The sequence below is a fragment of the Psychroflexus sp. MBR-150 genome (assembly GCF_053628795.1).
Genome location: NZ_JBRJHB010000001.1, coordinates 166,131 through 190,521, shown reverse-complemented (window position 1 = coordinate 190,521; position 24,391 = coordinate 166,131). Strand labels below are relative to the sequence as shown.

Here is a 24,391-nt window from a genome sequence, read left to right as displayed (position 1 = left end):
CTTTAATTTTTAATTAAGTTTTGTGTATCTAAAACTTGTCCTCCTGAAATCAAATTGACGATATATTGTCCGGAGCTTAAGTTTGTAAGGTCTAAATCTACACTATCTATAGAATTATCTAAGATATAATTATAAAATGAGCCATTTGTTATGTGAGTGAGTTTTATAATGGCGTTATCTTGATCATCAATTAAATACTTAATTGTCACTTGATTTTGAGCAGGATTTGAATCTGCAGTTACGATTTTTTCTAAACGCCAAGTGTGGTCTTCAAATGGTGTAACTTGTGCTTGACTTGAACTTAAAATTAAAAAAAATATAAATATTGAAATAGGTTTCTTGGCATTGGTTTATTAACTAACAGAATACAATTCACTGTTTCACAAATTTTCTCCTAATAATACTGTTATCGCTTGTTAAACTCATAACATACAAACCATTTGCTAAATCACTAACATCCAAATTTTGAGTCTCTAAGTTGTTAAAAAATTTGACGAGTTGACCTTGAAGGCTAAATATTTTGACGGATTTGAATTGTATATTATTAGCTTTAATATTTATAATATCACTAGTAGGATTGGGATATATACTTACCGATTCAAGCTTAAAACTTTCTGTGTTTAAGGTGCAAGTTTCAGAAAAAAAGTAGGGATTGTTGTTGGCACTGATAGTCCATGTGCTGTAAACACCTGTTCCTGCTGTGGCTGCGGTGGCATCTGTAACTTTTATGCAAAACAAATCATCATTATTGCTATCAGCTGATTGTTCCATTAGTGCTAAAGGGGAAATAGATATATCTATGCTTAAATTACTCACATCGGTTGTGCCTGTTTTTAAGTCTATTTGTTTTAAAAGCCAAATTCCAGGCGTCTGAATTAGGTTGATGTTGGGATTTTCGCTTAAGTCTATTTGTTCTACGAAATGTGTAAAAGCATCATCTCCACCATTCATAGTCAATGTTTCCAACATCGTATTAGCCGTAAGGTCTAATGTTAGATTGCTACTACTATTTGATAAATCCAAATTATCTAAAGTAAGGTTCTGAAGCTGGGCAAAATCTTCTAGACCTGTTAAATCGGTAATAAAATTAAATCCAAAGTTCAAGTCATTTATATTATCAATATCACTGGTAAAAACTTGTCCATTGATGATGCCATCCGAATCAATATTTTGATCGATTAAAGTTTGTTCAAAGTTTTGGTCTGGTATTAAGGTAACTTGTGCATTAGTTATAATACACAAAAATAATGCGTTAATCAATAAAAGTTTAAGTTTCATAATTTTAGTTTTTGATTATTGTTTTAGTATCTACAATAACATTGTCTTTTATCAAATTCAGGTTTTCTGGAAATGAAGCTAAAAAATTTGGGTCAGTTGAATAGCTATAATTTGTATTAGGGCTACAGCTACTAGTGGTAAGAGTTGACGGACTTTCAAACGCTTCTGTCATGCAGTCCATATTTTGGCTATAAGATAAAAATGAAAAAAAAACATTAAGCCAAAGAACAAGATGACTTTATGGTATCTAAAGTTGCGTTGTTGCGTTGTTGCGTTGTTGCGTTGTTGCGTTGTTGCGTTGTTGCGTTGTTGCGTTTCATAATAAATGATTTGATATCAAATATTAACTAAATTTTAATAAAATACAAGTTTTAAATGTTAAATTTTTGGTTTTAAGGTTTCCAGCCGTTGAAAAAACCAAGTAGTTTAAAATGTGAATATATTAATCTGCAAAGGTTCAACAAAAAACAATAACAGTTGTATTTTTATTACAAAGTATAGTTATATTGCTCTCGACAAGCTTCAGAAAGACACGCTAATCGCTTTAGTATTCGACATAAACAAGCTGAACAAAGCATTAAAAAATATTATGCTAAATTTGAATAATTAATTATAGAATAAAATGCAAGATTTAATTACAAATAAAAAAGAAAAGCTCAATAAGCTTTGTTTAGAGTATGATGTTAAAACTATGCATATTTTCGGCTCTGCTATCACGGAAAACTTTTCAAAACACAGTGATATTGATATTTTAGTTTCTTTCAAGGCTATTTCTATAGAAAAATATACTGATAACTACTTTGATTTACACGCACATCTTGAACAACTGTTCAACCGAAAAGTTGATTTAATTACAGAAAATTCTCTTTCAAATCCTTTTTTTATTGAAAGTATAGAAAAAACAAAAAAACTGCTATATGTAGCATAACATTAAAAAATATCTGTATGACATCAAAGAGTCTATATCATCGATAGATGACTATTTAGGTGAAGAAAAAAATTTCGAAAAATTTAGAACTAACAAGTTACTTAAAAGAGCAGTAGAGCGTGAACTCGAAATTATTGGCGAGGCTACAAATCGCATACTTAATATTGATGATCAAATTAAAATTTCAGAAGCAAGAAGAATTGTAAATTTGAGAAATATGGTTATTCACGCTTATGATAGTGTAGATGATATTATTATATGGGGTATTTTATCTAAGGATTTGCCAAGACTTAAAAAAGAAGTTGATAGTTTATTGCAAATGTAAAACATACTCAAAGAGGCCAAAATAACATAAAATTTTATAGCATTTTGAATCAATTATCTATCCATAGAAAGTTAACCATTGTAAATTTTGCAATTGTATTTTATTTTATTCTGATTTGGTTAGTTAATGTTTATCAAATTGATTTTGTTTTGGTTGGCGTTTTTAGGGAACTACTAACGATACCGTTTCTTATGGCACAAATTGTATTTTTAGTCCTTGGAAAAATCTATTTAATGAAAAGCAAAAAGAATTTATTATTTACCCTTAGTGTTTTAGCATTAACTATTTGTGCAATTATTACCATTGGTAGTTTCTTTTAAAATTATAAGCTTTGCACAAAAAATATTTCAGATGAAAACCAAAAAAACACTTAAATCCCGCATCAAAACATTAAAAGCCATCTTGTATGTAGTTATGCTTTTTTGGGTGGTTATTCTGATTTATACCATCTACGATTTTATCATTAATGAGATTAATCCTTATTTGGTATTGGCCTTGATTTTGTTGGTCACTTCAATGACCATAATCCGTCAAATAAAAGCGGCTCAGGAAAAAAAGTTGTCAGAATTAGAAGACAATAAAGACTAAACACTCACCGCTTTATTGAGGTATCGTCTAAACGCTAACATCTCTAAATACACTTTTTTGATTTTAATTTTAAAGTCTTTATCTAAAATTTCTTTCTTAGATAAATTATGCATCACTGCAAAACTTTTATAGCGAAGCAAATCAATATGTTCGTGATCTTTTGCATAGCCTTTTGGAGAGGTTTTTAATTTATCGTCGTTCATCATTTCGCCAAAAGTGTTTTTAAAAGAAGTCTTTTTTAGAATAGCTTTAAGAACTTCTCCGTTATAATCTATGGCTTCTCGAATACTTTTTAAATTTGATGATTTGGGTTTATAAAAGCCACCTGCCAAAAAGCTTTCATTGACACCAATATGAATATAAAAATCACTGGTGTTAGGGCGTTTATCCAGACCTGCGCCAAAATGGTCTTTGTAAGTAGGTTTGTTAGGGTGATAAAGCAAATTGTTATTGATGCGATTGAGAATTTTTTTCTTTGGCGTAGGATAATAATCTGAATCAATCTCAGAAAGTTCAACGTCCAATTGCATCAACCATTTTAAATATTCATCTCGTATGTTATGGTAGCGTTGGCGATTAGCATCCATCCAATCCTTATGATTGTTGTTTTGAAGCTCTTCTAAAAAATTAAATAAATTATTAAAATCCATTAATTAATTTTAACCTGACTTAGTTGGGCTTTAAGTTCTTCCATTGAGGCTTCGAGTTTTTTCAGCATACTGTTTTCTGAATGTTCATTGACACTAAAAGTCAATTTACTGGTAACTTCCCACAACTCTTGAATATCTTTAGTTTCGATGGTATAAGGCGGGTAAATTTCGTTAGTAGAAATTAATTTTAAGGTTCTACCATCGCTTTGTTTTTCAATTTTTTTCAGCAAAACAGAATCGTATAAAACGATGATATAAACTTTGTTGTTGGTGGCTAAACTCAAGTTTTCAACGGCTTTGGCCAAAACCCAATCGTCTGGTCTAAAATCAGGCAACATACTGTCGCCTTCTACTTGAAAACCACGATAGGTAGCGTGTCTGTATTCAGGCAGTGGCATATCAAAAGCAGGCAGTTTTTGGTACCACTCAGTATCTTGCACGTTATGCGGGTAACCTGCTGCAGCTTTTTGATTGACCATTGAAATGTTATCTTGACCATCAGGATTGACAGTGACAACTTTAGGCATTGTGTCAGCTTTGTATAAATCAATTTCTTTTTGACGGCTTTCGCCATATAACCAAAGTGGATTGATATTGAAATTTTTAAGCAATTGCATCACCACTTGGCCTGAAAGTTTTGTGCGCCCACGTTCAATATCTGCCGTAGAGTTTTTGATCCCTAAAACCTCAGCAAACTCAGTTTGAGTCAAGCCTTCCGTATCACGTATTTGTTTAAAACGTTGAATTTCAAGAGGTAAATCAGTTTTCATAATATTAGTTTAAGGAAATATTCCATAAAATTAAGGAATTTTTCCACATAAGCAAATTAACTTTGATGTTTTTAATCCAATACTTAAAACTAAGGATAGCTTCGGCTACGCTCATTCACCTTTTAACCTTTAGACCCCACAGGTTTCAAAAACCTGTGGGGTCTTGGAAATTAAGTTGATTTTGTGTGCAAAAGGCTTAATCAATTAGATTAAAACCTAAAACTCGCACCAAACAACACATTAATTCCCGCTTGTGGATAAAAACCTGCACCTTCAACGGTTGTAGGATTGCCGTTTTCATCAGCGCTTTCAAAGAAAAAGAAGAAACCATTAGACTCGTATTCAGCATCAAACACATTATTGATGAGACCTGTTAAGACAATTTCATCAAAAACTGAAATGTTTTTAAAACGGTAAACCAAATTTAAATCATTGACAAAAAAGTCATCCAATTTTGAAGCTTCACTATCAATATTACCCATATACTGCTCACCGACATATTTGCTTAAAAAGTTAATTTGAAACTCTGGAATAGGTTGAAAACTCAATTGATTTCCAGCCACAATTTCTGGCGAAAATGAAATGTTAGTATCACCTAAGTTAATCAATTCACCATTTAATGGTGCCACAAAATCTTGGTTTTTATTTGTGCTTAAAGCGATATTAGGCTGTAGTGACCATTGCTTGCTAAGCTTAAATTGACCTTCAACTTCAAGTCCTAAACGATAAGATTTTCCGCTGGTTTCTCGAATGGGATTTCCCACATCATCTAAAGCTCCAGAAAGCACCAACTGATCATCAAATTTCATATAATAAATATTGGTATTAATATTGGAATTTGCGGTTTGAAAGCGCCAACCCAATTCAAAATCATCTAAGCGTTCAGCAGTATCAATGCCGTTTTCAAAATCCTGTCGGCGTGGTTCGCGATGAGATCTACCATAGGAAAAATAGAGTTGATGATTGGTGTTTACGCGATAGGTCAAACCTGCTTTAGGGTTAAAAAATTCATAACTTTCATCTACCAGCAAATTGACCTTATCTGAAGTTAAACCAGACGTTTCGTAATTGATAAACCGACCTTGCAAATCTCCATAAACTTGCCACTGGTCATCAATTCGCCAAGTAGCTTTGGCAAAAGTGGTGAATTCTTGTTTAGTGCCATTGCCATTGTAATAACGGTCTCGAATCAGGCTATTGCCTGCAAATCTTGACCAAATGACTTCACCAAAATGGTCACCGTCGTAATAGCTATAAAAAGCACCAGAAGTAAAATCCCACTCGTCATCTGTATAGTTTACGTTGGCATTCACAACGAAGTAATCATTATCTAACCAAAGGCGACGGATCAAGTCTGAAGTTTCAATGCTTTCGTTGCCAACTTCAACTGAGCCAATTTCGTGAAAAGCCAAATCGGCGTCTTCCACAAATTGTTCAAAAAATCCTCGACCATAGGTATAATTTAAACTCAAGTTAGAAGACCAATTTTGATCAAAACTTTGGTTCCAATGCAATTGGTAATGGTCTTGAGCATAATCATCAACTTCATTGTCATAAAATTGGGTATTGCCATTCTCGTCAGTGAATTGACCCGCTGGATTAAAAGTTCGGTCGGTTTCAAGCGTTTCTCTATCAACGCCAAACCAAGATTGATAGGTCACTTCTGTTCCGCCAAACACCAAGGCTTTAATTAAAGTGTTTTCATCCGTGTAATTGGCTTGCAAAAAATAAGATTTCAAATCAGATGTAGCACGATCTACATAACCGTCAGATTCGATTTTAGACAATCGACCAGAGACTTCAAAGTGGTCGTTGAGCAAGCCCGTGCTAAACTTCACATTGTTTCGCCAGGTGTTAAACGAGCCGTAACTGGTGTTGTATTCCGCATAAGCTTCTTTAGAATATTTATCGGTCAAAATATTCAAGCTTGCACCAAAAGCACCTGAACCGTTGGTAGATGTGCCGACACCGCGTTGCAACTGAATATTTTCGGTTGAAGATGCAAAGTCTTGTAAATTGACCCAAAACGTGCCTTGACTTTCTTGATCGTTATACGGAATACCATTAATTGTAACATTGACCCGAGAATTGTCATTTCCGCGAACACGAATAGAGGTATAACCCACACCATTTCCTGCATCTGAAGTTGAAACAACCGAAGGTAAAAACTTCATTAAAATCGGAATATCCTGACCGAGATTTCGTTTGGCAATTTCAGTTTTTGAAAAATTAGAATGCGTTATCGGTGAATCTGCATCTACACGAACGGCTTGCACAGAGACTTCTTCCAAGCTTTCTACAGCTTTTGATAAATCGACGTCAAGCGTTTTAGATTCGTTTAAATTAACTTCAATGGTTTTAGTGTTACCAAATGCAAAGACGATTTGATACTTTCCCGACGGAAGTTCAAGCTCATAATAACCCGTTTGGTCAGTTTGTGTAGAATAGCTCGTGCCTTTGGCATAGACCAAAGCATTTTCTAATTGGAGTTGATTTTGAGTGACGGTTCCACTCAATTTAAAGTTCTGGGCGTTTATGTTAAAGCCAAACACCAAAAGGCTAAATAGAAATAATACAGTTTTCATCCGTAAAAATTTTACGAATAAAAGGGGCGATTATTCTGGTTAATATTAATTGATTAAACCCAAATTATAGCTGAAGCTATAATTTGCCCTACGGGCCGACGAAAAGCAAGTTTTGTCGGGATTTTTGCCCTAAAAAAACTTTGTTTTCATCAGGGTAAAAAAAAACCTTGACACCATTATGGTCGTCAAGGAGTTGCATACGTTTAAGATAAAATTCTATCTTAATTATCCCTTGGCAACATTACTTGCCCAGGTTCTTTGGGTATGATCTCAGTCTTGATTCCGATACTTCGGGTCAAAACACCCCTTTGAGATATTGTGCAAAGTTATAAAGATTTTATCATATAGCAAAAATAAGGAAGATGATTTTTGTATTGATATAGCAATATCTTTACTCATCATAAAATTCAAAATGAATCAAATTGTTATATGCAAATACCATTATTAAAAATTGCTTTTTATAATTAACAAATTAACGAATTGTTAATTTGGATTAACATTTTAGTCAATTATATTTGACATATATAAATTATATATTACTTTTATCATAAAATAATTGACTTATGAAAACATATTTATTTCCAAATTCAGTAAAGCTTTGGGCTTGGCTATTACTTTGTATTGGTATTATAGGCGGGATTTCTGTGACTGTGTTTGAATTTGAACCAGAAATATTTGACCTTAAAGTATTAAGCCTTTATAGTACAGATGATTTTTTTAGTCAAAACAATGGATTTTTCAAATGGATAGAACAAAATATATTTGATGATATTTGTGGTATATTCATCATTATTGGCGGTGTTATGCTTGGTTTTTCTAAAGAAAAAATAGAGGATGAGTTTATTATGCAACTGCGTTTGTCTTCTCTGGCTTTAGCGGTTTATGTGAATTATGGAATTTTGCTTTTAGCCTTTTTATTGGTACACGGGTTTGATTTTTTTACGGTTATGGTTTATAATATGTTTACTTTGTTGTTGATTTTTATCATCATATTTCAAGTTAAATTGAAAACTGCGAAAGATGGAAGGTAATTTAAAAAATCACATTAAAGTTTGGCGAGCTAAAAACGATATGACGCAAGCCGATTTAGCCAAAAAAATTGGCAGTAGTCGCCAAGCAGTGCATGCTATTGAAAAAGGAAAATATGTACCTTCTACGCTTTTGGCTTTAAAAATTGCTCAAGTATTTGAAACTTCGGTTGAAGAGGTGTTTGAAATTACAAGTGATTAAAAAATATTACTTTTTTTGAAAATCACAATATTTCTATCGCCTTTTTCTGAACCTCAACTTCACTCCTGATTTCCAAATAAGAAGTGTCTTTCATATTTTTAAAATTCAAAAACTCATATATTTTTCGCATCAAAGTTTATTCTATCTTTGTAAGACATAGGAATAAGTATGGCAAAGAAAAAAACCAAAATCATAAAAAAGCTCTTGCACCGTTATCGTTTGGTTATTCTCAATGAAGACACATTCGAAGAGCGAGTTTCTTTTAAAATCAATAGATTGTATGTCATTGCTTTGCTAATTTTGTCAACTATTGTCATCATAGCTCTGACCTCTGCACTAATTGCTTATACGCCGCTTAAATCTTATATTCCTGGATATACAACCACAGATTTTAAAACAGAAGCCACAAAACTGAATATTCAAATTGACTCTTTACAACAAGTGGTAGAAACCAAAAATGCTTATTTCAATAGTTTAAGAATGGTGTTAAAAGGCGAAACTGATACTATCGTTTTTAATGAAAAAGATGTTGTTGAAACTCAACCTGCAACTGTGGATAAGTCAGAATTATTGCCGAGCAAAAAGGACTCTTTACTTAGAGCAGAAGTAGAACAAGAAGATAAATTTAATGTTTTTCAGCAAGCGGTATTTGAAGGTGATTTCACATTGTTTCCTCCAGTACAAGGTATCGTTTCTGATGGTTTTAATCCCAAGAGCAAACACTATGCAGTTGACATTGCAACAGACAAAAACCAATCGGTCAAATCAGTTGCTGATGGTCGTGTGATTTTTTCTGAATGGACAGCTGACACGGGTTACGTGATTATTATAGAGCACAAGTTTTCGCTGATTTCGGTTTATAAGCACAATGCTTCACTGCTCAAACAACAAGGTGATTTTGTAACCTCTGGCGAAGTTGTTGCTCTCACAGGCAATACTGGAGAACTTTCTACTGGTACGCATCTACATTTTGAATTGTGGAGTGATGGCAACCCGATTAACCCCGAAGAATTTATAAATTTTAATTGATGTCTTTAAAAACTTTTGCCGCAAGAATTTATGCCAAATGGACGCACCGACAAATTAGTCGTTGGGCTAACAATCCTATTGAAACACAACAAAAAGTGTTTAAAAATTTGATGGCTAAAGCCAAAGATACCGCCTTTGGTAAAGACCACAACTTTAAAAATATTCAAACCCCTAAAGATTTTGCAAATCAAGTACCGATTAGAGATTATGAGCAGCTAAAACCTTACATTGACCGTGTGGTTGAAGCTGAAGAAAACGTATTATGGCCAGGTTTACCTTTGTATTTTGCAAAAACTTCTGGCACCACAAGCGGAGCAAAATATATTCCATTGACCAAAGAGTCTATGCCAACGCATATTCAAGCTGCAAGAAATGCAATATTGAGTTATATTGCTGAAACAGGCAACACCGCATTTGTCGATGGCAAAATGATTTTTCTGCAAGGAAGCCCAGAACTCACTGAAACCAATGGTATAAAAACTGGTCGATTGTCGGGAATTGTAGCCCACTTTGTGCCTTCATATCTTCAGAAAAACCGTTTACCCAGTTGGGAAGTCAATTGCATAGAAGATTGGGAAACCAAAATCAACGCTATTGTAAAAGAAACCATTCATCAAGATATGACAATCATAAGTGGCATACCGTCTTGGGTGCAAACTTATTTTGAAAAACTGAAAGACGCTTCGGGTAAACCTATAGGAGAATTATTTGAAAACCTTGAACTTTTTATCTACGGCGGTCTTAATTATGAGCCTTATCGCCCAAAGTTTGAAAAGCTTATTGGAAGAAAAGTTAACAGTATTGAGCTGTATCCAGCTTCAGAAGGCTTTTTTGCTTTTCAAGATCAACAGGATGATAAAGGAATGTTGCTACAACTCAACTCAGGGATGTTTTATGAATTTATAAAATCAGAAGAGTTTTTTGAAGACAATCCCAAAATTTATAGTTTAGACGAAGTTGAATTAAATCAAAATTACGTTTTAATTATTTCTACAAATGCAGGTTTATGGCGCTACAACATTGGAGATACCATTCAGTTCACAAGTCTAAAACCTTTTAAAATTATAGTATCAGGTAGAATTAAACATTTTATTTCAGCTTTTGGTGAACACGTCATTGGTAGCGAAGTAGAAAACGCGATGAAAACCGCTTGTCAACAACATCAATGTAGCATCAACGAATTTACAGTTGCGCCACAAGTCAATCCTGATAAAGGTTTACCCTATCACGAATGGTGGATAGAATTTGATCAACCGCCAAAAGACCTCAATCAATTTGCAGAAACTATAGATCAATCTTTGATAGAACAAAACAATTATTACAAAGATTTGAGAAAAGGCAAAATGCTCAGATCTATTGTTATAAGAAGCTTGCCAGCGGAAAGTTTTAATGCTTATATGAAATCTATAGGAAAATTAGGCGGGCAAAATAAAATACCACGATTGTCAGACCATCGCAAAATTGCTGACCAACTATCAAAACTTTTAAAATCTTAACTAATGAAAAAAAATATCGATAACCATAGAAATCGTGCCCAAGAAAGCACAGCAGCTATAGAACGGATTTACATCACAATGCGTCATTTGTTTATTCGTGGATTTTACAAACCTATGGGCGTTTCAGGAAAAACTTTAAGAGAATCTTTACTCACGTTGAGACCCGAAATATACGGTAGCATCGCCGAACCTAAAGTAGAATTAAACGGTTTACTTTATGTGATGGAAAGATTGCCTTTGGGCATCGAGCAATGCCGATATATCAATTTAACCAGTGATGAAGGTTATGCCAATTCTCATTTTAAAGCCATAATTCCCCATAAAAGACGTCGAAATTGTTATCGTATTGATGATGAGCAAATGAATATTGAAATTACACGAGGTCGAAGCGATATCTATGATGTGCTGACACATTTGACCTTCTTGGTTATTGAATCACATAAAATTATGGAAAACGTCATTATAGATGAAGGTAATAATTTGACAAGAGATTGGGATAAATTAAAAACCGCAGTTAAGAAATCTGAACTGTCACAAAAAGAAAAAGAAATATCCATAACACATACTGCCAATATTTTAGGACGAACATTTTTAGAAGTCAATGAAGTTTATTCACAATTTGCTACATTAGATGATGAGCATCGGTTCTTAAAAATTATATACTATTTAGGCAAACTCGCTCTTGAAGAATTTATAGAAAACGAAAAGCGTGTCATTACTTTTAGTCCAGTATTGAGAGAACGATTAGGACATCATATCCATGGCGAAATATGGGCAAACACAATCAAAAACACACTAAAAGAGAAAGGCTTATTAGAACGCGAATTACACATTATCAGTGCTAATATGCATTCGGTGATGAATACCTTATTTGCAAAATCGGCTTTAAAAGACTTTTGTAAATCTAAATCTGATTTAGAAATTTATGAAGCTTTAAGTAACAGTGAAAACCAAGAACTCAGGGACAAAGTCACGGCTTACGCTTTAAAAAACGGAATGACTTATATCGATGACCAAAGTGGAGCAAACATTGATGTGCAGATTTTTGATATGTCAAAAATGGAGCCATATAAAAATGATCCCGTAATTATTGTTATGGATTATGCTTTTGGTGAGCAAGCTTATGAAACTATGGATGAGCTGCTCAAACCTTTTAAAGCAAACTCTAAAAAACCACAATACCTAAACGTAGATTCTATTTCTATAATGGGAAAAGCAGGAATTTTGGAAGGTGCAAAAGGCGATATTATGATACCAAAAGCACATTTATTTGAAGGCACCGCAGACAACTACCCTTTTACCAATGAATTAAAATCAGAAGATATTAAAGGTAACGGTTTACGAGTATTTAGTGGAACGATGGTTTCTGTTTTGGGAACATCGCTTCAAAACCGCGACTTACTTAAGTTTTTTCACAACTCAACTTGGGATGTCATCGGTCTTGAAATGGAAGGTGCACATTACCAAAAAGCCATCCAAGCTGCATCACAATTACGGGGCAATATTAAACCCGACATCAAAGTGCGTTACGCCTATTATGCCAGCGATAATCCCTTAGAAACTGGAAGCACTTTAGCTTCTGGCGGTTTAGGCACAAGCGGTGTAAAACCAACGTATTTGATTACTGAAAAAATATTAGAACAGATTTTAAACTAAGCGGCAACTGCCATGGTTAAAAGGCTCAGTTTAACATTTTTCAATTTTGATAATTGAATAAAGCACGCTTCTGCAGTAGCACCAGTGGTGATAAGGTCATCTACAAGAACTAAATGTTTACCATCAAAGCTTTGATTTGTTTTAAGTTTGAAATTATGTTCAATTACTTCTGTCCGAGATATACGATTTTTAAAGACTTGTGTTCTTGAGTAGTGGTGTCGGTAAAGTATGTTATCATTGTATTCACAGTTTAAAACTTGACTAAGTGCCTTGGCATAATCTTCAACTTGATTATAACCGCGTTGACGTCTTCTTCTGGCATGAATGGGTACGGGAATAATAACATCAAAGTTTTGAAACCAAGCTTTTTGTTTAAGATTTTCGCCATGCCATAAACCTAAATAACGGCTGATTTGTTTCTGTTGTTTATATTTTAGCTGATGGATAAGTTTCTGGGTCTTGTTTCCTTTTTCAAAATACAATAAAGCATCGGCATAAGCCAGATGAACCCTACCTTTAAGTCTGTCGGTAATTAAATTATCTTGAGCATCTTTCCAATCACAAGTTGGAATGTCAAATCTACATTTTGTGCATAATAAATCTTCACCAGTATGCAAAGCGGACTCACAAGACATACAAATTTGTGGGAATAATAAGTCGATTAAGCCTTTGAAAAGCATAAAATTAAAATCTTTTAATGTTATTTTTAAAGCATTGTTATGTTTTTGAATCACTAATTTAGATAATATAAACAAAATATCCTTTCAGGCAGCTAAATATTCTGTTATTTACGGCTTAGTCAATTACTAAAAGTCGGTACTATTTAACGTGAGTTCGATTTATTGAAATCTGTAAATCAGATGATTATGTCTTTTTGTTAACAAATTTTGACATTTCTAACGAAGAATGATAAGAAATCTCATCCTACTGAGATGTCTCGTCGCTCATGCTTCGCTCTGTTGACATGACAAATGATTAAATATCTGTATTTTATTTGAATTTATATCGAACTCACGTCATTTATTTAAACAGTTTTGTGTATTCTTTAAATAAAAAAATTTTTCCTCTTTTTGCACCTGTAATTTCAGTTAATATATCTAATTTTTCAAGATCCCTAATTAGTTTATAGACAGAAGGTAAAGACAGACCCGTCAATTCTTTAGCCTTTTGTGCATCTACAACAGGTTTTTGGTAAAGATGATTTAAAATTAATTGTGCATTGTATGTTCGATTACCTAATGTTTGTATTTTAAATTCAACTTCTTTTTGTAACTTTAAAATACCATCAAAAGTATTAATTCCAATTTTTGCTGTTTCTATAATACCAACTAAAAAAAATTTAAACCATTGCCTTAAATCATTTTTTTCTCTAACTCTAGTTAGGTTGTCATAATATAGCATTCTGTTTCTTTCAAAAAAATCAGAAAGATAAAGAATAGGTTTTTTTAATATGTTTTTTTCAACCAAATACAACGTGATCATTAATCGACCAACCCTACCATTACCATCAAGAAACGGATGGATTGTTTCAAATTGATAATGTATTAAAGCTATTTTAAGTAAATCTGGAAAAAACGATTCGGTGTTGTGAGCAAACTTTTCTAAATCACTCATATATTCATTAACACTTGTATGAATTGGTGGAACAAAGGCAGCGTCATTAATACTTGCTCCACCTATCCAATTTTGACTTTTTCTAAATTCTCCAGGTAATTTATGCTTTCCTCTTACACCTTGAAAAAGAATTTTATGAGTATCTCGTATTAATCTTGAAGAAAAAGGTAATTTCTCTAAACGCTTAATAGCAGAATTTAAAGCTTCTATGTAGTTTTGAACCTCTTCCCAATCATCTCTTTTTTCATCATCTACGTCTTCTTTGTCTAACAAAGCATCTTCTATGTTTGTTTTCGTTCCTTCAATTTTGCTTGATTGTGTTGCCTCTTTTAAGACGTGCATACTGATAAACAAATCAATATTTGGAATATATTCTGAATACATATCTAACCTTCCAAGCTGTCTGTCTGCTTGGCTCAAAAGGCTTATAACTTCCATATCTTCAACCGTAAATGCTTGATTTATTTTGTGAGGTTGAAAACTTTTATAAGTTCCTTGATTGACGTAATTACCTGCCTGGAAGTTTTTCATTTTAAACAAACATACGTCTTATTTAAGAATATTACAAAAAACTTAAATAGTAGGAAGTGATAATCAAGTATTGACTTAAAATGTTAATTAAAAAAATATTAATTTTAAATTTCTATACTGAAGTCATAAAATGGTAACAGCTGAATCCAGACATAATTCTTACTTTTTATCAAAGAATATATCTCTTTGAAGTCATACAATTAAAGCTCTAAAGCCTTTTTCACATCACCGCCCATCAGCAATTCTTCTGGATTTTCTAAAGCTTTTTTCACTTCAACAAGAAAGCCAACAGATTCTTTACCATCAATAATTCTGTGGTCATAAGATAAGGCGACAAACATGATTGGGCGTATTTTCACTTCACCATCAATAGCTACGGGACGTTCTACGATGTTGTGCATGCCTAAAATACCACTTTGCGGTGGATTGATAATTGGCGTTGAAAGCATTGAACCAAACACGCCTCCATTAGAAATAGTAAACGTGCCACCAGTCATTTCATCAACTGTGATTTTACCATCTCGAGCTCGCGTTGCAAGGTTTTTTACCTCTTGCTCAACACCTCTAAAACTCAAGTTTTCAGCATTTCTGATGACAGGAACCATTAAACCTTTTGGTCCAGAAACAGCCACACTGATATCTTTATAATCGTAAGTAATCATTTCTTTACCGTCAATCATACTGTTGACTGCTGGATATTCATCTAAAGCTCTAACAACTGCAAGAGTAAAAAACGACATAAAACCTAGACTAACGCCGTGTTTTTCCTTAAATTCTTCTTTATATTGTTTTCTAAGATCAAAAATAGGTTGCATATCAACTTCGTTAAAAGTCGTAAGCATTGCCGTTTCATTTTTTGCACTCACAAGACGTTCGGCAACTTTGCGTCTCAACATTGAAAGTTTTTTTCTACTCTCACCGCGTTTGCCCTTACCTGGCGTGCCCATAGCTGGTTTGGGCTGTGCTTTCACTGCGTCATCTTTTGTGATGCGTCCATCACGTCCAGTGCCTTTAACATCATTTGCAGGAATTTCTTTTTCGTCTAAAATTTTCTTGGCTGCAGGCGATGGTGAACCGCTAGCATAGGTGGTCTCTCCCGACCTCTCCGAAGGAGAGGAGCTTTTATGCTCTGACTCTTCTTTAGAAGGTTCTTGTTCTTTTTCCTCAGAGGGACTAGAAGAAGCCTGTTCTTCTCCTTTGGAGGAGCCAGAGGAGGCTTCAGGCTTTTCGGCATCGGTATCTATAAGGCAAACCACTTCGCCGACAGCTACAACATCGCCTTCTTCGGCTTTAAGGGTAATAATGCCGCTAGCTTCGGCTGGTAGTTCTAGGGTTGCTTTATCGCTATCGACTTCGGCTACAGCTTGGTCTTTTTCTACGTAATCGCCGTCTTTGACTAACCATTCTGCGATTTCAACTTCGCTGATGGATTCTCCTGGTGAAGGAACTTTCATTTCTAAAGCCATAATTTTTTTAGTTTCAAGTTAATAGTTTCAAGTTAAAAAGTTGTAAGTGACAAGTTTAAAATTATAATTTACAACTTTGACTTATTAATATTTATTACAAATTAAAATTATCTTTTGAAGCATCAAATACATAATTGATAACTTCTTGGTGTCTTTTTTCAAACCGTTTGGCACTACCTGCTGCTGGCGAACCGTAAAATCTTCGGCTACATACTCTAAATGTTCTTGCTTTTTCGTAATGCAAGACAAGATAGGAATAAGCTCCCATATTTCTTGGTTCTTCTTGTGCCCAAACTATATCTTCAGCAGAGCTGTATCGTTTTAAGACTTTTTCTATCGCTTTAATAGGAAGCGGAAAAAGTTGTTCAATACGAACTAAAGCAACGTCATTTCTGTTATCTTCCTCTTTTCGTTTTAGTAGGTCATAATAAAATTTACCACTACAAAAGACAACTGATTTTGTAGTTTTTGGTTTTGCATCGGCATCATCAATGAGTGTTTTAAATTCGCCTTTTGCCAAATCTTCTTTGGTTGAAACCACTTTAGGATGTCTCAACAAGCTTTTTGGCGTAAAGACAATAAGCGGTTTTCTGAATTTAGTTTTGAGTTGTCGTCTTAAAATATGGAATAAATTGGCAGGTGTTGTACAATTAGCCACATACATATTGTTTTTAGCACAAAGCTGAAGATAACGTTCCATACGGGCTGAAGAGTGCTCAGAGCCTTGACCTTCATAACCGTGAGGTAAAAGCATAACCAATCCGTTTTGGGTTTTCCACTTGTCTTCAGCCGATGAAATGTATTGGTCAATCATAATTTGAGCACCATTGCTGAAATCTCCAAACTGAGCTTCCCAAATAGTAAGCGTTTGTGGACTTGCCATAGCATATCCATAATCAAAACCGACAACGCCATATTCAGAAAGTAAAGAGTTGTAGATATAAAACTTAGACTTATCGTTGATGTTATTGTGCAAAACAATTTCTTCTTCACTGTCTTCCACTTTAATAACCGCATGGCGGTGAGAAAATGTGCCACGCTCTACATCTTGTCCGCTCATTCTGACGTCGTGACCTTCTTCTATAACCGAAGCATAAGCTAAAACTTCTGCCATGCCCCAATCTAAACTGTTTTTTTCAAAATACATTTGGTGACGTGTGTCAATAATCTTGGCTGTTTTTCTAAGAAACTTTTTCTCTTCAGGAAGTTTGGTGATGATTTCAGCAACTTTGTCAAGTTTTTTTAAATCATACGAAGTATCAACAGGCTCGAGCATTTTAGATTGGTCGGCATATTCTGCACCTTCCCATTCTTCTTGCATAATTGGTGTTACAAAGGCAGTATCTTCTTTTTTAGAATCAGCAAGTTTTTCTTCTAAGTCATTTTTATATTCTTCTTCTAATTTTTGAACATAATCATCATCAATAAACTTTTCTTCTTTAAGCTTTTTAGCGTAAATATCTCTAGGATTATCGTGTTTTGAAATAGCTTTATAAAGCTTAGGTTGTGTAAATCTGGGTTCATCGCCTTCGTTATGACCATATTTTCTATAACCCAATAAGTCGATAAAAACGTCTCTTTTAAATTTCATTCTAAACGCCAAAGCAAAATGCATAGCATGAACTACAGCTTCAACATCATCGGCATTGACGTGTAAAACAGGAGAAAGAGTTACTTTGCCAACATCAGTGCAATATGTAGATGAACGTCCGTCAAGATAATTGGTAGTAAACCCAATTTGATTATTAACGACAATATGAATTGTGCCTTGAGTTGTGTAACCTTCTAGTTTTGCCATCTGAACTACTTCATAAGCAATTCCTTGACCAGCAATAGCGGCATCTCCATGCACCACAATAGGTAAAACATTTTGTTCTTCGCCAAGATGGTGATCGTCTTGCTTGGCTCTGGCAATTCCTTGCACTACAGCACCTACAGTTTCAAGATGCGACGGGTTTGGTGCAATGTTGAGGTTGATTTCTTGACCAGAATCGGTTTTACGCTTACACGTCCAACCGAGATGATATTTTACATCGCCATCAAAGACTTCTTGCTCGTAGTCTTTGCCTTCAAATTCGTTGAAAATGGCTTTAGGATCTTTACCAAAAATATTAGCCAAAGTGTTTAAACGGCCACGGTGAGCCATACCCATAACAAATTCTTTTACGCCTATGTCAGCGGCTTTCTCAATTAAAGTGTCAAGAGCTGGAATCAGGCTTTCGTTACCTTCAAGGGAAAAGCGTTTTTGACCTATAAAATTTTTATGTAAAAAACTTTCAAAGGTTACTGCTTGATTGAGTTTTTTGAGAATTTGTTTCTTTTCGTCACTACTAAACTGCGGTTGATTTTCGTTTTTATATATTCTATCTTGAATCCAAGAAACAATTTCTGGCTGTCTAATATAAACGTATTCAATACCTATAGCATCACAGAATACGTTTTCTAAAAATTCAATAATTCTTCTTAAGCTTGCTTTGCCTATACCGATAATTTCACCTGCGTTAAACTCTTTATCTAAATCACTTTCAGAAAGGCCAAAGTTTTCAATGTCAAGTTTTGGACGATAAGTTCTTCGCTCTCTAACGGGGTTGGTTTTGGTAAACAAGTGTCCACGTGTTCGGTAGCCATCAATAAGTCTGATAACTTGAAATTCTTTATGAATACTTTCAGAGCCTTTGACGTGACCATTTTCTTTAAAGCTGATTTCTTGTTGTTGCTCATCGGATACAGACACTTCTTCTACGGTATCTTTGCCAAAATCAAAGCCTTGAAAAAATGCTTTCCAGCTTGGCTCAATGCTGTCGGGGTATTTTAAATATTTTTGATAAAGTTCATCAAGTTGTTGTGGATGAATACTGTTTAAAAAGGAAAATGGATCCATATATGTTTAGGATTTATACCGCAAATTTAAGAATTTAACTCTAATGCAGTAAGGTTTTTTAACGAACACTTATGCTAAATATTCATTTTTTATAAGTCATACAAGGTTTAGACTTCACGTTGCATTAATTCTTGTGCAAAATTTATAAGTTTTTGCTTTTTGTTTTCAGATAAAATCAATTGATCTAAAGACTTCAGTGCCTTGTGTTTGTATTTTTCTATCTGTTGATTTGAAAGTGATTTAACATCGTATTGGTCATAAATTTGTTTAACAGTTTCTATTTTAGCTTTAGTGTTTTTTGGACTTATGCTAAATAAATGTTTCAACTGATTATGATCATCTTCAGAAGAAATTTCAAGAGCTTTTAAATAGAGAAAAGTTTTTTTGTTTGTAATGATGTCTCCACCAATTTGTTTACCAAAAGTTTTTGGGTCGCCATAAACATCGAGTAAATCGTCTTGAATTTGAAAAGCTATACCTAAATTGAGACCAAAATTATAGATGTGGTCTTGATTTTCAATATTTGTACCAGCAATGATAGCACCCATTTTAAAAGCACAAGCTACCAAAACAGCGGTTTTTAGACGTATCATTTCAAGATAATTTTCTATGCTGACTTCTTGCAAGTTTTCAAAATCCATATCGTATTGCTGACCTGAGCAAACTTCTTGAGCTGTTTTGGAAAAAAGTTTTACTAAGGCATAAAAACTGTGTTGGTCATAATCTTCAAAACATTGATAGGCCCAAATGAGCATAGCATCGCCAGATAGTATAGCCGTGTTGACATCCCATTTTTCGTGAACTGTGGGGCGTTGGCGTCTCAACGGGGCGTCGTCCATAATATCATCATGAACGAGCGAGAAATTATGAAAAACTTCTACTGCCATAGCTGCACTATATGCAGTCTCAACATTACCCTCAAACAAATCTGTTGTCATCAAAACTAAAGCTGGTCTGATGCGTTTGCCTCCGAGATTTAAAATATAATTAACTGGCTCAAAAAGACTTGAAGGTGCTTGATTATTACATTTTCGGGTTAAATAAGCATTAAAAACTTCTGTGTATTTTGTTATGCTTTCCATCAAAAAAAATAAAGTTTAAAACTGCTAAAATAGAACCTGAAAATTAAATATTTGGTTAAAAAGATGTAAAATTTAAATTGTCTAATTAATTTTTTAGAAACAATTATTTAGTTAATTTTGTTTCGTATGAATATTCAATTTCACATCAAAAATCTCTTATATCGCCACGACTGCGTTATTGTTGGTGGTTTAGGTGGTTTTGTTACCCAAAAGCAAACGGCTAAAATTGAAGATGGTTATTTTTTACCACCAAGAAAAAGGCTGACATTTAATCAAAATCTTAAAGAAAGTAGTGATGCTTTGCTTGCCAATCAAATCGCGAAAGAAGAAAAGGTGTCATTTCAAATTGCCCAACAAAAAATTAAAGTTTTTAGCCAAAAAATTTTAGAGACTTTAGAGGACGAAGCAGATATTTATCTCAAAGATTTAGGACATTTTAAATTGAATGCTGATCGTAAATTGGTATTTGAACCAGACACTAAATTAGATTGGCTCATTGAAGCTTATGGCTTGCCTAAGTTTAAAGTTGACGAGATAACCATTGCACAAAATAAAGTTGCTAAAACTAAACCTGTTGAACCTATTTCATCACCTGATGTAAAAACGCTTAACGAAGTTCAGTCGAGAAGATCCAACTATTGGAAATATGCTGCTATAGGAATTGTGGCTATAGGTATATCTGGCTTAGTAGGTTCACAAATCTATCAAAAAGAAATCAAAGCATATAATCTTGTTCAGCAAGAAAAAGCAAAACACTTGATAGATCAAAAAATTCAAGAAAGCAGTTTTTTAGTCTCAAAGCCATTAAAGGCTTTGTCTGTAGAAGTCGAGTCTAAAAAAACAGGCAAATATCATATTGTTGGTGGTGCTTTTAGGATAAGAGCCAATGCCAATAAAAAAATTAAACAACTCAAAAAGCAAGGTTTTGATGCTAAGTATATTGGTGCCAACAAATATGGTTTACATCAAGTGGTTTATGCCAGCTTTGATGATAAGCTTAAAGCCTTAAAAAAACTTAGGCAAATCAAATCCCAAAACAATCCTTATGCTTGGCTTTATGTTAAAGAACTTTAAGATTGGTTTAATGCACTAAACCTTATCTTTGCAAAAAAAAAGTTGATGGATATTAAACACCCTAAGGATTCAAAAACAGAACTTACGGATTTGGTTTTACCAAGCGAAACCAATCCCATTAATAATTTATTTGGCGGAGAACTTCTCGCAAGAATGGATAGAGCTGCAAGTATAGCTGCGAGAAGACACTCCCGAAGAATTGTTGTTACAGCTTCAGTAAACCACGTTGCATTCAACAAAGCCATTCCTCTTGGTAGCGTGGTTACGGTGCAAGCAAAAGTATCAAGAGCTTTTAAAACCTCTATGGAAATCTATTTGGATGTATGGACCGAAGACCGAGAAAGTGGACGCCGATTGAAAGCCAACGAAGCTATTTATACCTTTGTAGCCGTTGATGATATGGGCAATCCCGTAACTGTTCCAAAAATAGAGCCAGAAACAGAACTTGAAAAAGAACGTTATGAAGGTGCTTTGAGGCGAAAACAACTCAGTTTGGTATTAGCTAGAAAAATGAAACCACACGACGCCACAGAGCTTAAAGCACTTTTTGATTAAACCTATTTAAAAAATACCATTATGTACACCGCTATTCAAATTCTTCATTCTTATTGGGCTTACTTAGTATTGCTTATCGTAATATTAGCCACTTTTAACGCTATTGTTAAACTTACTACTAAACAACCTTTTGTTGCCCACGATTTTAGGATATCATTGTTTGCTCTTATTGTCATGCATTTGCAACTTCTTATTGGCTTAGTATTGTATTTTGTTTCTCCTTATTTTTCTGCATTTTCAGATGAAGGTATGAGTAGCATTATGAAAAATGAAACCTTGCGTTTATATCTCATCGAACACCCAATAACGATGATTTTGGCCATCGTTTTTGTCACTATAGGTTATTCTAAACATAAAAAGAAACTCTCATCAAATAAAAAATTTAAAACGATTTCTATTTTTTATACCATTGCACTGCTACTTCTTTTGTCAAGAATTCCTTGGCAAGCGTGGTTTTAAGTTAAGCGGTTAACATTAATACATTTGTTTTTAGCTGTTTTTAGCTCGGATCCATAAAGACATGAATTTTGTGCTTTGGTGATAATGATGTTTAAGCAACTGACCTACAATGTTGTGATGCTTTAAATGCCTTAAATTTTTAAGACTTTCATCTATTTTCATTTTAAAACTATTTTTAAAATCAGATAGATTGAAATTTTCTTTTAATATTTGAAAACCATGTTTTTGCTTTATATTCCAAAGCTTTTCATCAGTATATAAATTTACTGAACTTTTGATAAAAGCTTCGTCGTTATCTTCAACGAATCCTGGCCAATCTTTATGAATGCAAATGCCTTCTGCTCCAATATAAGTCGTCACAGATGGTGTGCCAGCTTGCATGCTATCAAGACATTTGCCTTTTAATCCAGCTCCAAAACGCAAAGGAGCTAACATAACTTTATATTTTTTTAAAGTGGTTATAGCTTCTGAGGTTCGACCTTTTACCATTATGCCTTTGTTCTCATTGTGAATTTGCTCTACACTCTTAGGGCAATATGCTCCGTAGATATGCCATTCAGTATTGGGTAAAACACGTTTGATTTCTGGCCAAAGTTGCTGATGTAAAAAATGAACCATATCAAAATTAGGCTTGTGTCTAAAATTGCCAATACTCACAAAATTTTGCCGATCTTTAAAACCTGGACTTTGTTTTTGAATTTCTTCTTTTGTTTGATATACAAATGGTAAATAGAATAACAATTGCTTAGGAATATTGTAATTTTCAACTAAAATTCGAATTTCTTCTTTTGAAATCATCAATGTTAAATCACACCTGTATATTGCAGCCAATTCTCGTTTGGCTTTATCGTTTAAAACTAAATCAGATTGGGTTCTGACAGGCTTTTTTAAACTCTGCTCACGCATATCTCTTAAAAAATGTAAATCTTCTGTATCTAAAATTTTTAAAGCTTTTGGACATTGTTCATCGACAACCCAACCAAACTGTTCTTCTGTAAAAAACCGATCAAACAAGACAATATCAGGTTGAATTTTTTTTAAAATTAACTCAAAACTTTCATCGTTTAGTTTAATAAAATGACAATCTATAGACCACTGCTCAAGTTTAAAAGACAAATTGTTTTTAGGGCTGGAATATGCAAAATTAATATTGTAGCTATAAGACCTAAAGAGATCTATAATTTGAAGCATTCTAACACCGGCAGCAGTAGAAAGAGGTTCAGGAATTTGTGTGCTGATAATTAATATATTCAAGGCGAGTAAATTTTAAGAATTAATTAAAGAATATGTAGGTTAAAACTACTAATTTTAAAACTTAAATCTTAAGTATGCCGAATAAAAAGCTTTCACCAAATTTATGGGTAGATAATTATGCAAATTATTTATTCAATTATGCGATTACACGTGTAAATGATTCAGATATTGCTAAAGATTTAATTTCTGAAACTTTTCTTGCTGGCTTAAAATCTAAAGACAATTTTAAAGGCGACTCAACCGAACGCACTTGGTTGGTGTCTATTTTGAAACATAAAATTATTGATCACTATCGAAAAATAAACTCTAAAAAAGGTAAAGCTGAAGTCAGGATGGATTACGTTTCTGAAGATCAAGAAGGTGATTGGATAGAAGAACGCGTAACTGATCAGTCTGATATGACTGCAGAAGATGATTTTGAAAACAGTGAGTTAGGTTTAGCCATAGAAAATTGCCTTGAACATATCAATGAAAAACAAGCCCAAATCTTTAGGATGAAAACCGTTCAAGAATACGATACTGAAGCCATTTGTAATGTCTTTGATATTACGCCGTCTAATCTATGGGTAATTATTCATAGAGCTAGAAAGTCTTTGGCAGACTGTTTGGATAGGAATTGGTTTAAAAATTAAAAAACAAAATAATAAATGAGTCAAGAATATATAGAAGAAGAAAACATCCCTAAATCTTGTCAACAAATAGCACATTACAGCGACAAACTGCAATACGGTGAAGCCAGTTTTTGGGAAAAATTAAAACTTAAAATACATATTTCATATTGTGAGCGATGCAGGAAATACAATGCTAAAAATGGTTTGTTGACTAATCTTTTTAAGAAAAAAGACTATGAGGTTTTAGATGTTAAAGATTTAGAAGAAATTAAACAAAAAGTCAATTCTAACAATTAAACTAGCCCGCCATTAATCGTGAATTCATTAAC

Annotated in this window: 26 protein-coding genes; 14 read left to right on the top strand and 12 right to left on the bottom strand. The window is 33.7% G+C overall.

What is annotated here, in order from left to right; all coding sequences use genetic code 11:
• Positions 1-2: 2 nt before the first annotated feature.
• From ACSSV5_RS00905 to ACSSV5_RS00895, 3 genes are all read right to left on the bottom strand, one after another.
• Positions 3-209, bottom strand: a complete 207-nt coding sequence (locus ACSSV5_RS00905) for a hypothetical protein (protein ID WP_211065176.1) — start codon at positions 207-209, stop codon at positions 3-5.
• A gap of 163 nt (positions 210-372) precedes the next feature.
• Positions 373-1,278 carry a T9SS type A sorting domain-containing protein gene (locus ACSSV5_RS00900; RefSeq protein ID WP_211065175.1) on the bottom strand — a complete coding sequence of 302 codons (906 nt, stop codon included), beginning with the start codon at positions 1,276-1,278 and terminating at the stop codon, positions 373-375.
• A 4-nt stretch (positions 1,279-1,282) separates the two neighbouring features.
• Positions 1,283-1,450 carry a hypothetical protein gene (locus ACSSV5_RS00895; RefSeq protein WP_211065174.1) on the bottom strand — a complete coding sequence of 56 codons (168 nt, stop codon included), beginning with the start codon at positions 1,448-1,450 and terminating at the stop codon, positions 1,283-1,285.
• A 450-nt stretch (positions 1,451-1,900) separates the two neighbouring features.
• Here ACSSV5_RS00895 and ACSSV5_RS00890 point away from each other — a divergent pair, with 450 nt between their 5' ends.
• From ACSSV5_RS00890 to ACSSV5_RS00875, 4 genes are read left to right on the top strand one after another with little or no spacing between them, the layout of a single operon-like run.
• Complete coding sequence (locus ACSSV5_RS00890) at positions 1,901-2,206, top strand: nucleotidyltransferase family protein (RefSeq protein WP_247653504.1); 306 nt, start codon at positions 1,901-1,903, stop codon at positions 2,204-2,206.
• A gap of 1 nt (position 2,207) precedes the next feature.
• Entirely contained in the window at positions 2,208-2,531 is a 324-nt protein-coding gene (locus ACSSV5_RS00885; RefSeq protein WP_247653755.1) for a HepT-like ribonuclease domain-containing protein, read from the top strand.
• 44 nt (positions 2,532-2,575) lie between these two features.
• A complete protein-coding gene (locus ACSSV5_RS00880) occupies positions 2,576-2,851 on the top strand; it encodes a hypothetical protein (RefSeq protein ID WP_211065173.1) in 276 nt (91 codons plus the stop codon).
• Positions 2,852-2,882: 31 nt separating this feature from the next.
• Positions 2,883-3,119 carry a hypothetical protein gene (locus ACSSV5_RS00875; protein ID WP_211065172.1) on the top strand — a complete coding sequence of 79 codons (237 nt, stop codon included), beginning with the start codon at positions 2,883-2,885 and terminating at the stop codon, positions 3,117-3,119.
• On the opposite strand, the gene ACSSV5_RS00870 is transcribed toward ACSSV5_RS00875, so the two are convergent.
• The 3 genes from ACSSV5_RS00870 to ACSSV5_RS00860 all read right to left on the bottom strand — a co-directional run bounded on the left by ACSSV5_RS00870 (position 3,116) and on the right by ACSSV5_RS00860 (position 7,124).
• Positions 3,116-3,769 (bottom strand): DUF2461 domain-containing protein, encoded by a 654-nt coding sequence (locus tag ACSSV5_RS00870; protein WP_211065171.1) that lies wholly within the window; start codon positions 3,767-3,769, stop codon positions 3,116-3,118. The genes ACSSV5_RS00875 and ACSSV5_RS00870 overlap by 4 nt on opposite strands.
• The gene (locus ACSSV5_RS00865) at positions 3,769-4,539 is read right to left on the bottom strand and encodes a LexA family transcriptional regulator (protein WP_454244401.1); all 771 of its coding nucleotides are present in this window, start codon (positions 4,537-4,539) and stop codon (positions 3,769-3,771) included. Before ACSSV5_RS00865 ends, ACSSV5_RS00870 begins: the two co-directional genes overlap by 1 nt.
• Positions 4,540-4,748: 209 nt before the next feature.
• Entirely contained in the window at positions 4,749-7,124 is a 2,376-nt protein-coding gene (locus tag ACSSV5_RS00860) for a TonB-dependent receptor (RefSeq protein ID WP_454244400.1), read from the bottom strand.
• A gap of 563 nt (positions 7,125-7,687) precedes the next feature.
• On the opposite strand from ACSSV5_RS00860, the gene ACSSV5_RS00855 reads away from it, so the two are divergent.
• From ACSSV5_RS00855 to ACSSV5_RS00835, 5 genes are all read left to right on the top strand, one after another.
• Positions 7,688-8,155, top strand: coding sequence for a hypothetical protein (locus ACSSV5_RS00855; protein ID WP_454244399.1), 468 nt, complete (start codon positions 7,688-7,690; stop codon positions 8,153-8,155).
• Entirely contained in the window at positions 8,145-8,354 is a 210-nt protein-coding gene (locus ACSSV5_RS00850; protein WP_454244398.1) for a helix-turn-helix transcriptional regulator, read from the top strand. Before ACSSV5_RS00855 ends, ACSSV5_RS00850 begins: the two co-directional genes overlap by 11 nt.
• A 168-nt stretch (positions 8,355-8,522) precedes the next feature.
• On the top strand, positions 8,523-9,383 hold the full coding sequence (locus tag ACSSV5_RS00845) for a M23 family metallopeptidase (RefSeq protein WP_211065166.1): 861 nt from the start codon (positions 8,523-8,525) through the stop codon (positions 9,381-9,383).
• On the top strand, positions 9,383-10,879 hold the full coding sequence (locus tag ACSSV5_RS00840; protein ID WP_454244397.1) for a GH3 auxin-responsive promoter family protein: 1,497 nt from the start codon (positions 9,383-9,385) through the stop codon (positions 10,877-10,879). Before ACSSV5_RS00845 ends, ACSSV5_RS00840 begins: the two co-directional genes overlap by 1 nt.
• Positions 10,880-10,882: 3 nt before the next feature.
• The gene (locus ACSSV5_RS00835; RefSeq protein ID WP_454244396.1) at positions 10,883-12,535 is read left to right on the top strand and encodes a DUF6909 family protein; all 1,653 of its coding nucleotides are present in this window, start codon (positions 10,883-10,885) and stop codon (positions 12,533-12,535) included.
• On the opposite strand, the gene ACSSV5_RS00830 is transcribed toward ACSSV5_RS00835, so the two are convergent.
• From ACSSV5_RS00830 to ACSSV5_RS00810, 5 genes are all read right to left on the bottom strand, one after another.
• Entirely contained in the window at positions 12,532-13,269 is a 738-nt protein-coding gene (locus tag ACSSV5_RS00830) for a ComF family protein (protein WP_454244395.1), read from the bottom strand. The two genes, ACSSV5_RS00835 and ACSSV5_RS00830, sit on opposite strands and share 4 nt — an antisense overlap.
• A 286-nt stretch (positions 13,270-13,555) precedes the next feature.
• Positions 13,556-14,680 carry a Fic family protein gene (locus tag ACSSV5_RS00825; RefSeq protein WP_454244394.1) on the bottom strand — a complete coding sequence of 375 codons (1,125 nt, stop codon included), beginning with the start codon at positions 14,678-14,680 and terminating at the stop codon, positions 13,556-13,558.
• Positions 14,681-14,880: 200 nt separating this feature from the next.
• Positions 14,881-16,146: a 2-oxoglutarate dehydrogenase complex dihydrolipoyllysine-residue succinyltransferase gene (gene odhB / locus ACSSV5_RS00820; protein ID WP_454244393.1), complete on the bottom strand. Its 1,266-nt coding sequence runs from the start codon at positions 16,144-16,146 to the stop codon at positions 14,881-14,883.
• A gap of 94 nt (positions 16,147-16,240) precedes the next feature.
• Positions 16,241-19,027, bottom strand: a complete 2,787-nt coding sequence (locus tag ACSSV5_RS00815; RefSeq protein ID WP_454244392.1) for a 2-oxoglutarate dehydrogenase E1 component — start codon at positions 19,025-19,027, stop codon at positions 16,241-16,243.
• Between the two features lie 107 nt (positions 19,028-19,134).
• Positions 19,135-20,109 carry a polyprenyl synthetase family protein gene (locus tag ACSSV5_RS00810; protein ID WP_454244391.1) on the bottom strand — a complete coding sequence of 325 codons (975 nt, stop codon included), beginning with the start codon at positions 20,107-20,109 and terminating at the stop codon, positions 19,135-19,137.
• A 126-nt stretch (positions 20,110-20,235) separates the two neighbouring features.
• Here ACSSV5_RS00810 and ACSSV5_RS00805 point away from each other — a divergent pair, with 126 nt between their 5' ends.
• Genes ACSSV5_RS00805 through ACSSV5_RS00795 form a run of 3 tightly spaced genes read left to right on the top strand, consistent with a single transcriptional unit; the run spans position 20,236 to position 22,197 of the window.
• Complete coding sequence (locus ACSSV5_RS00805) at positions 20,236-21,183, top strand: HU domain-containing protein (RefSeq protein ID WP_454244390.1); 948 nt, start codon at positions 20,236-20,238, stop codon at positions 21,181-21,183.
• A 45-nt stretch (positions 21,184-21,228) separates the two neighbouring features.
• Positions 21,229-21,738, top strand: coding sequence for an acyl-CoA thioesterase (locus ACSSV5_RS00800; protein ID WP_454244389.1), 510 nt, complete (start codon positions 21,229-21,231; stop codon positions 21,736-21,738).
• Between the two features lie 21 nt (positions 21,739-21,759).
• A complete protein-coding gene (locus ACSSV5_RS00795) occupies positions 21,760-22,197 on the top strand; it encodes a hypothetical protein (protein ID WP_454244388.1) in 438 nt (145 codons plus the stop codon).
• A 30-nt stretch (positions 22,198-22,227) separates the two neighbouring features.
• On the opposite strand, the gene ACSSV5_RS00790 is transcribed toward ACSSV5_RS00795, so the two are convergent.
• Complete coding sequence (locus ACSSV5_RS00790; RefSeq protein WP_454244387.1) at positions 22,228-23,451, bottom strand: glycosyltransferase; 1,224 nt, start codon at positions 23,449-23,451, stop codon at positions 22,228-22,230.
• A gap of 74 nt (positions 23,452-23,525) precedes the next feature.
• Between ACSSV5_RS00790 and ACSSV5_RS00785 the strand changes: the two genes are divergently transcribed.
• Both ACSSV5_RS00785 and ACSSV5_RS00780 read left to right on the top strand, forming a co-directional pair.
• On the top strand, positions 23,526-24,083 hold the full coding sequence (locus ACSSV5_RS00785; RefSeq protein WP_454244386.1) for a sigma-70 family RNA polymerase sigma factor: 558 nt from the start codon (positions 23,526-23,528) through the stop codon (positions 24,081-24,083).
• 15 nt (positions 24,084-24,098) lie between these two features.
• Positions 24,099-24,359, top strand: coding sequence for a hypothetical protein (locus ACSSV5_RS00780; RefSeq protein ID WP_454244385.1), 261 nt, complete (start codon positions 24,099-24,101; stop codon positions 24,357-24,359).
• Positions 24,360-24,391 lie beyond the last annotated feature (32 nt).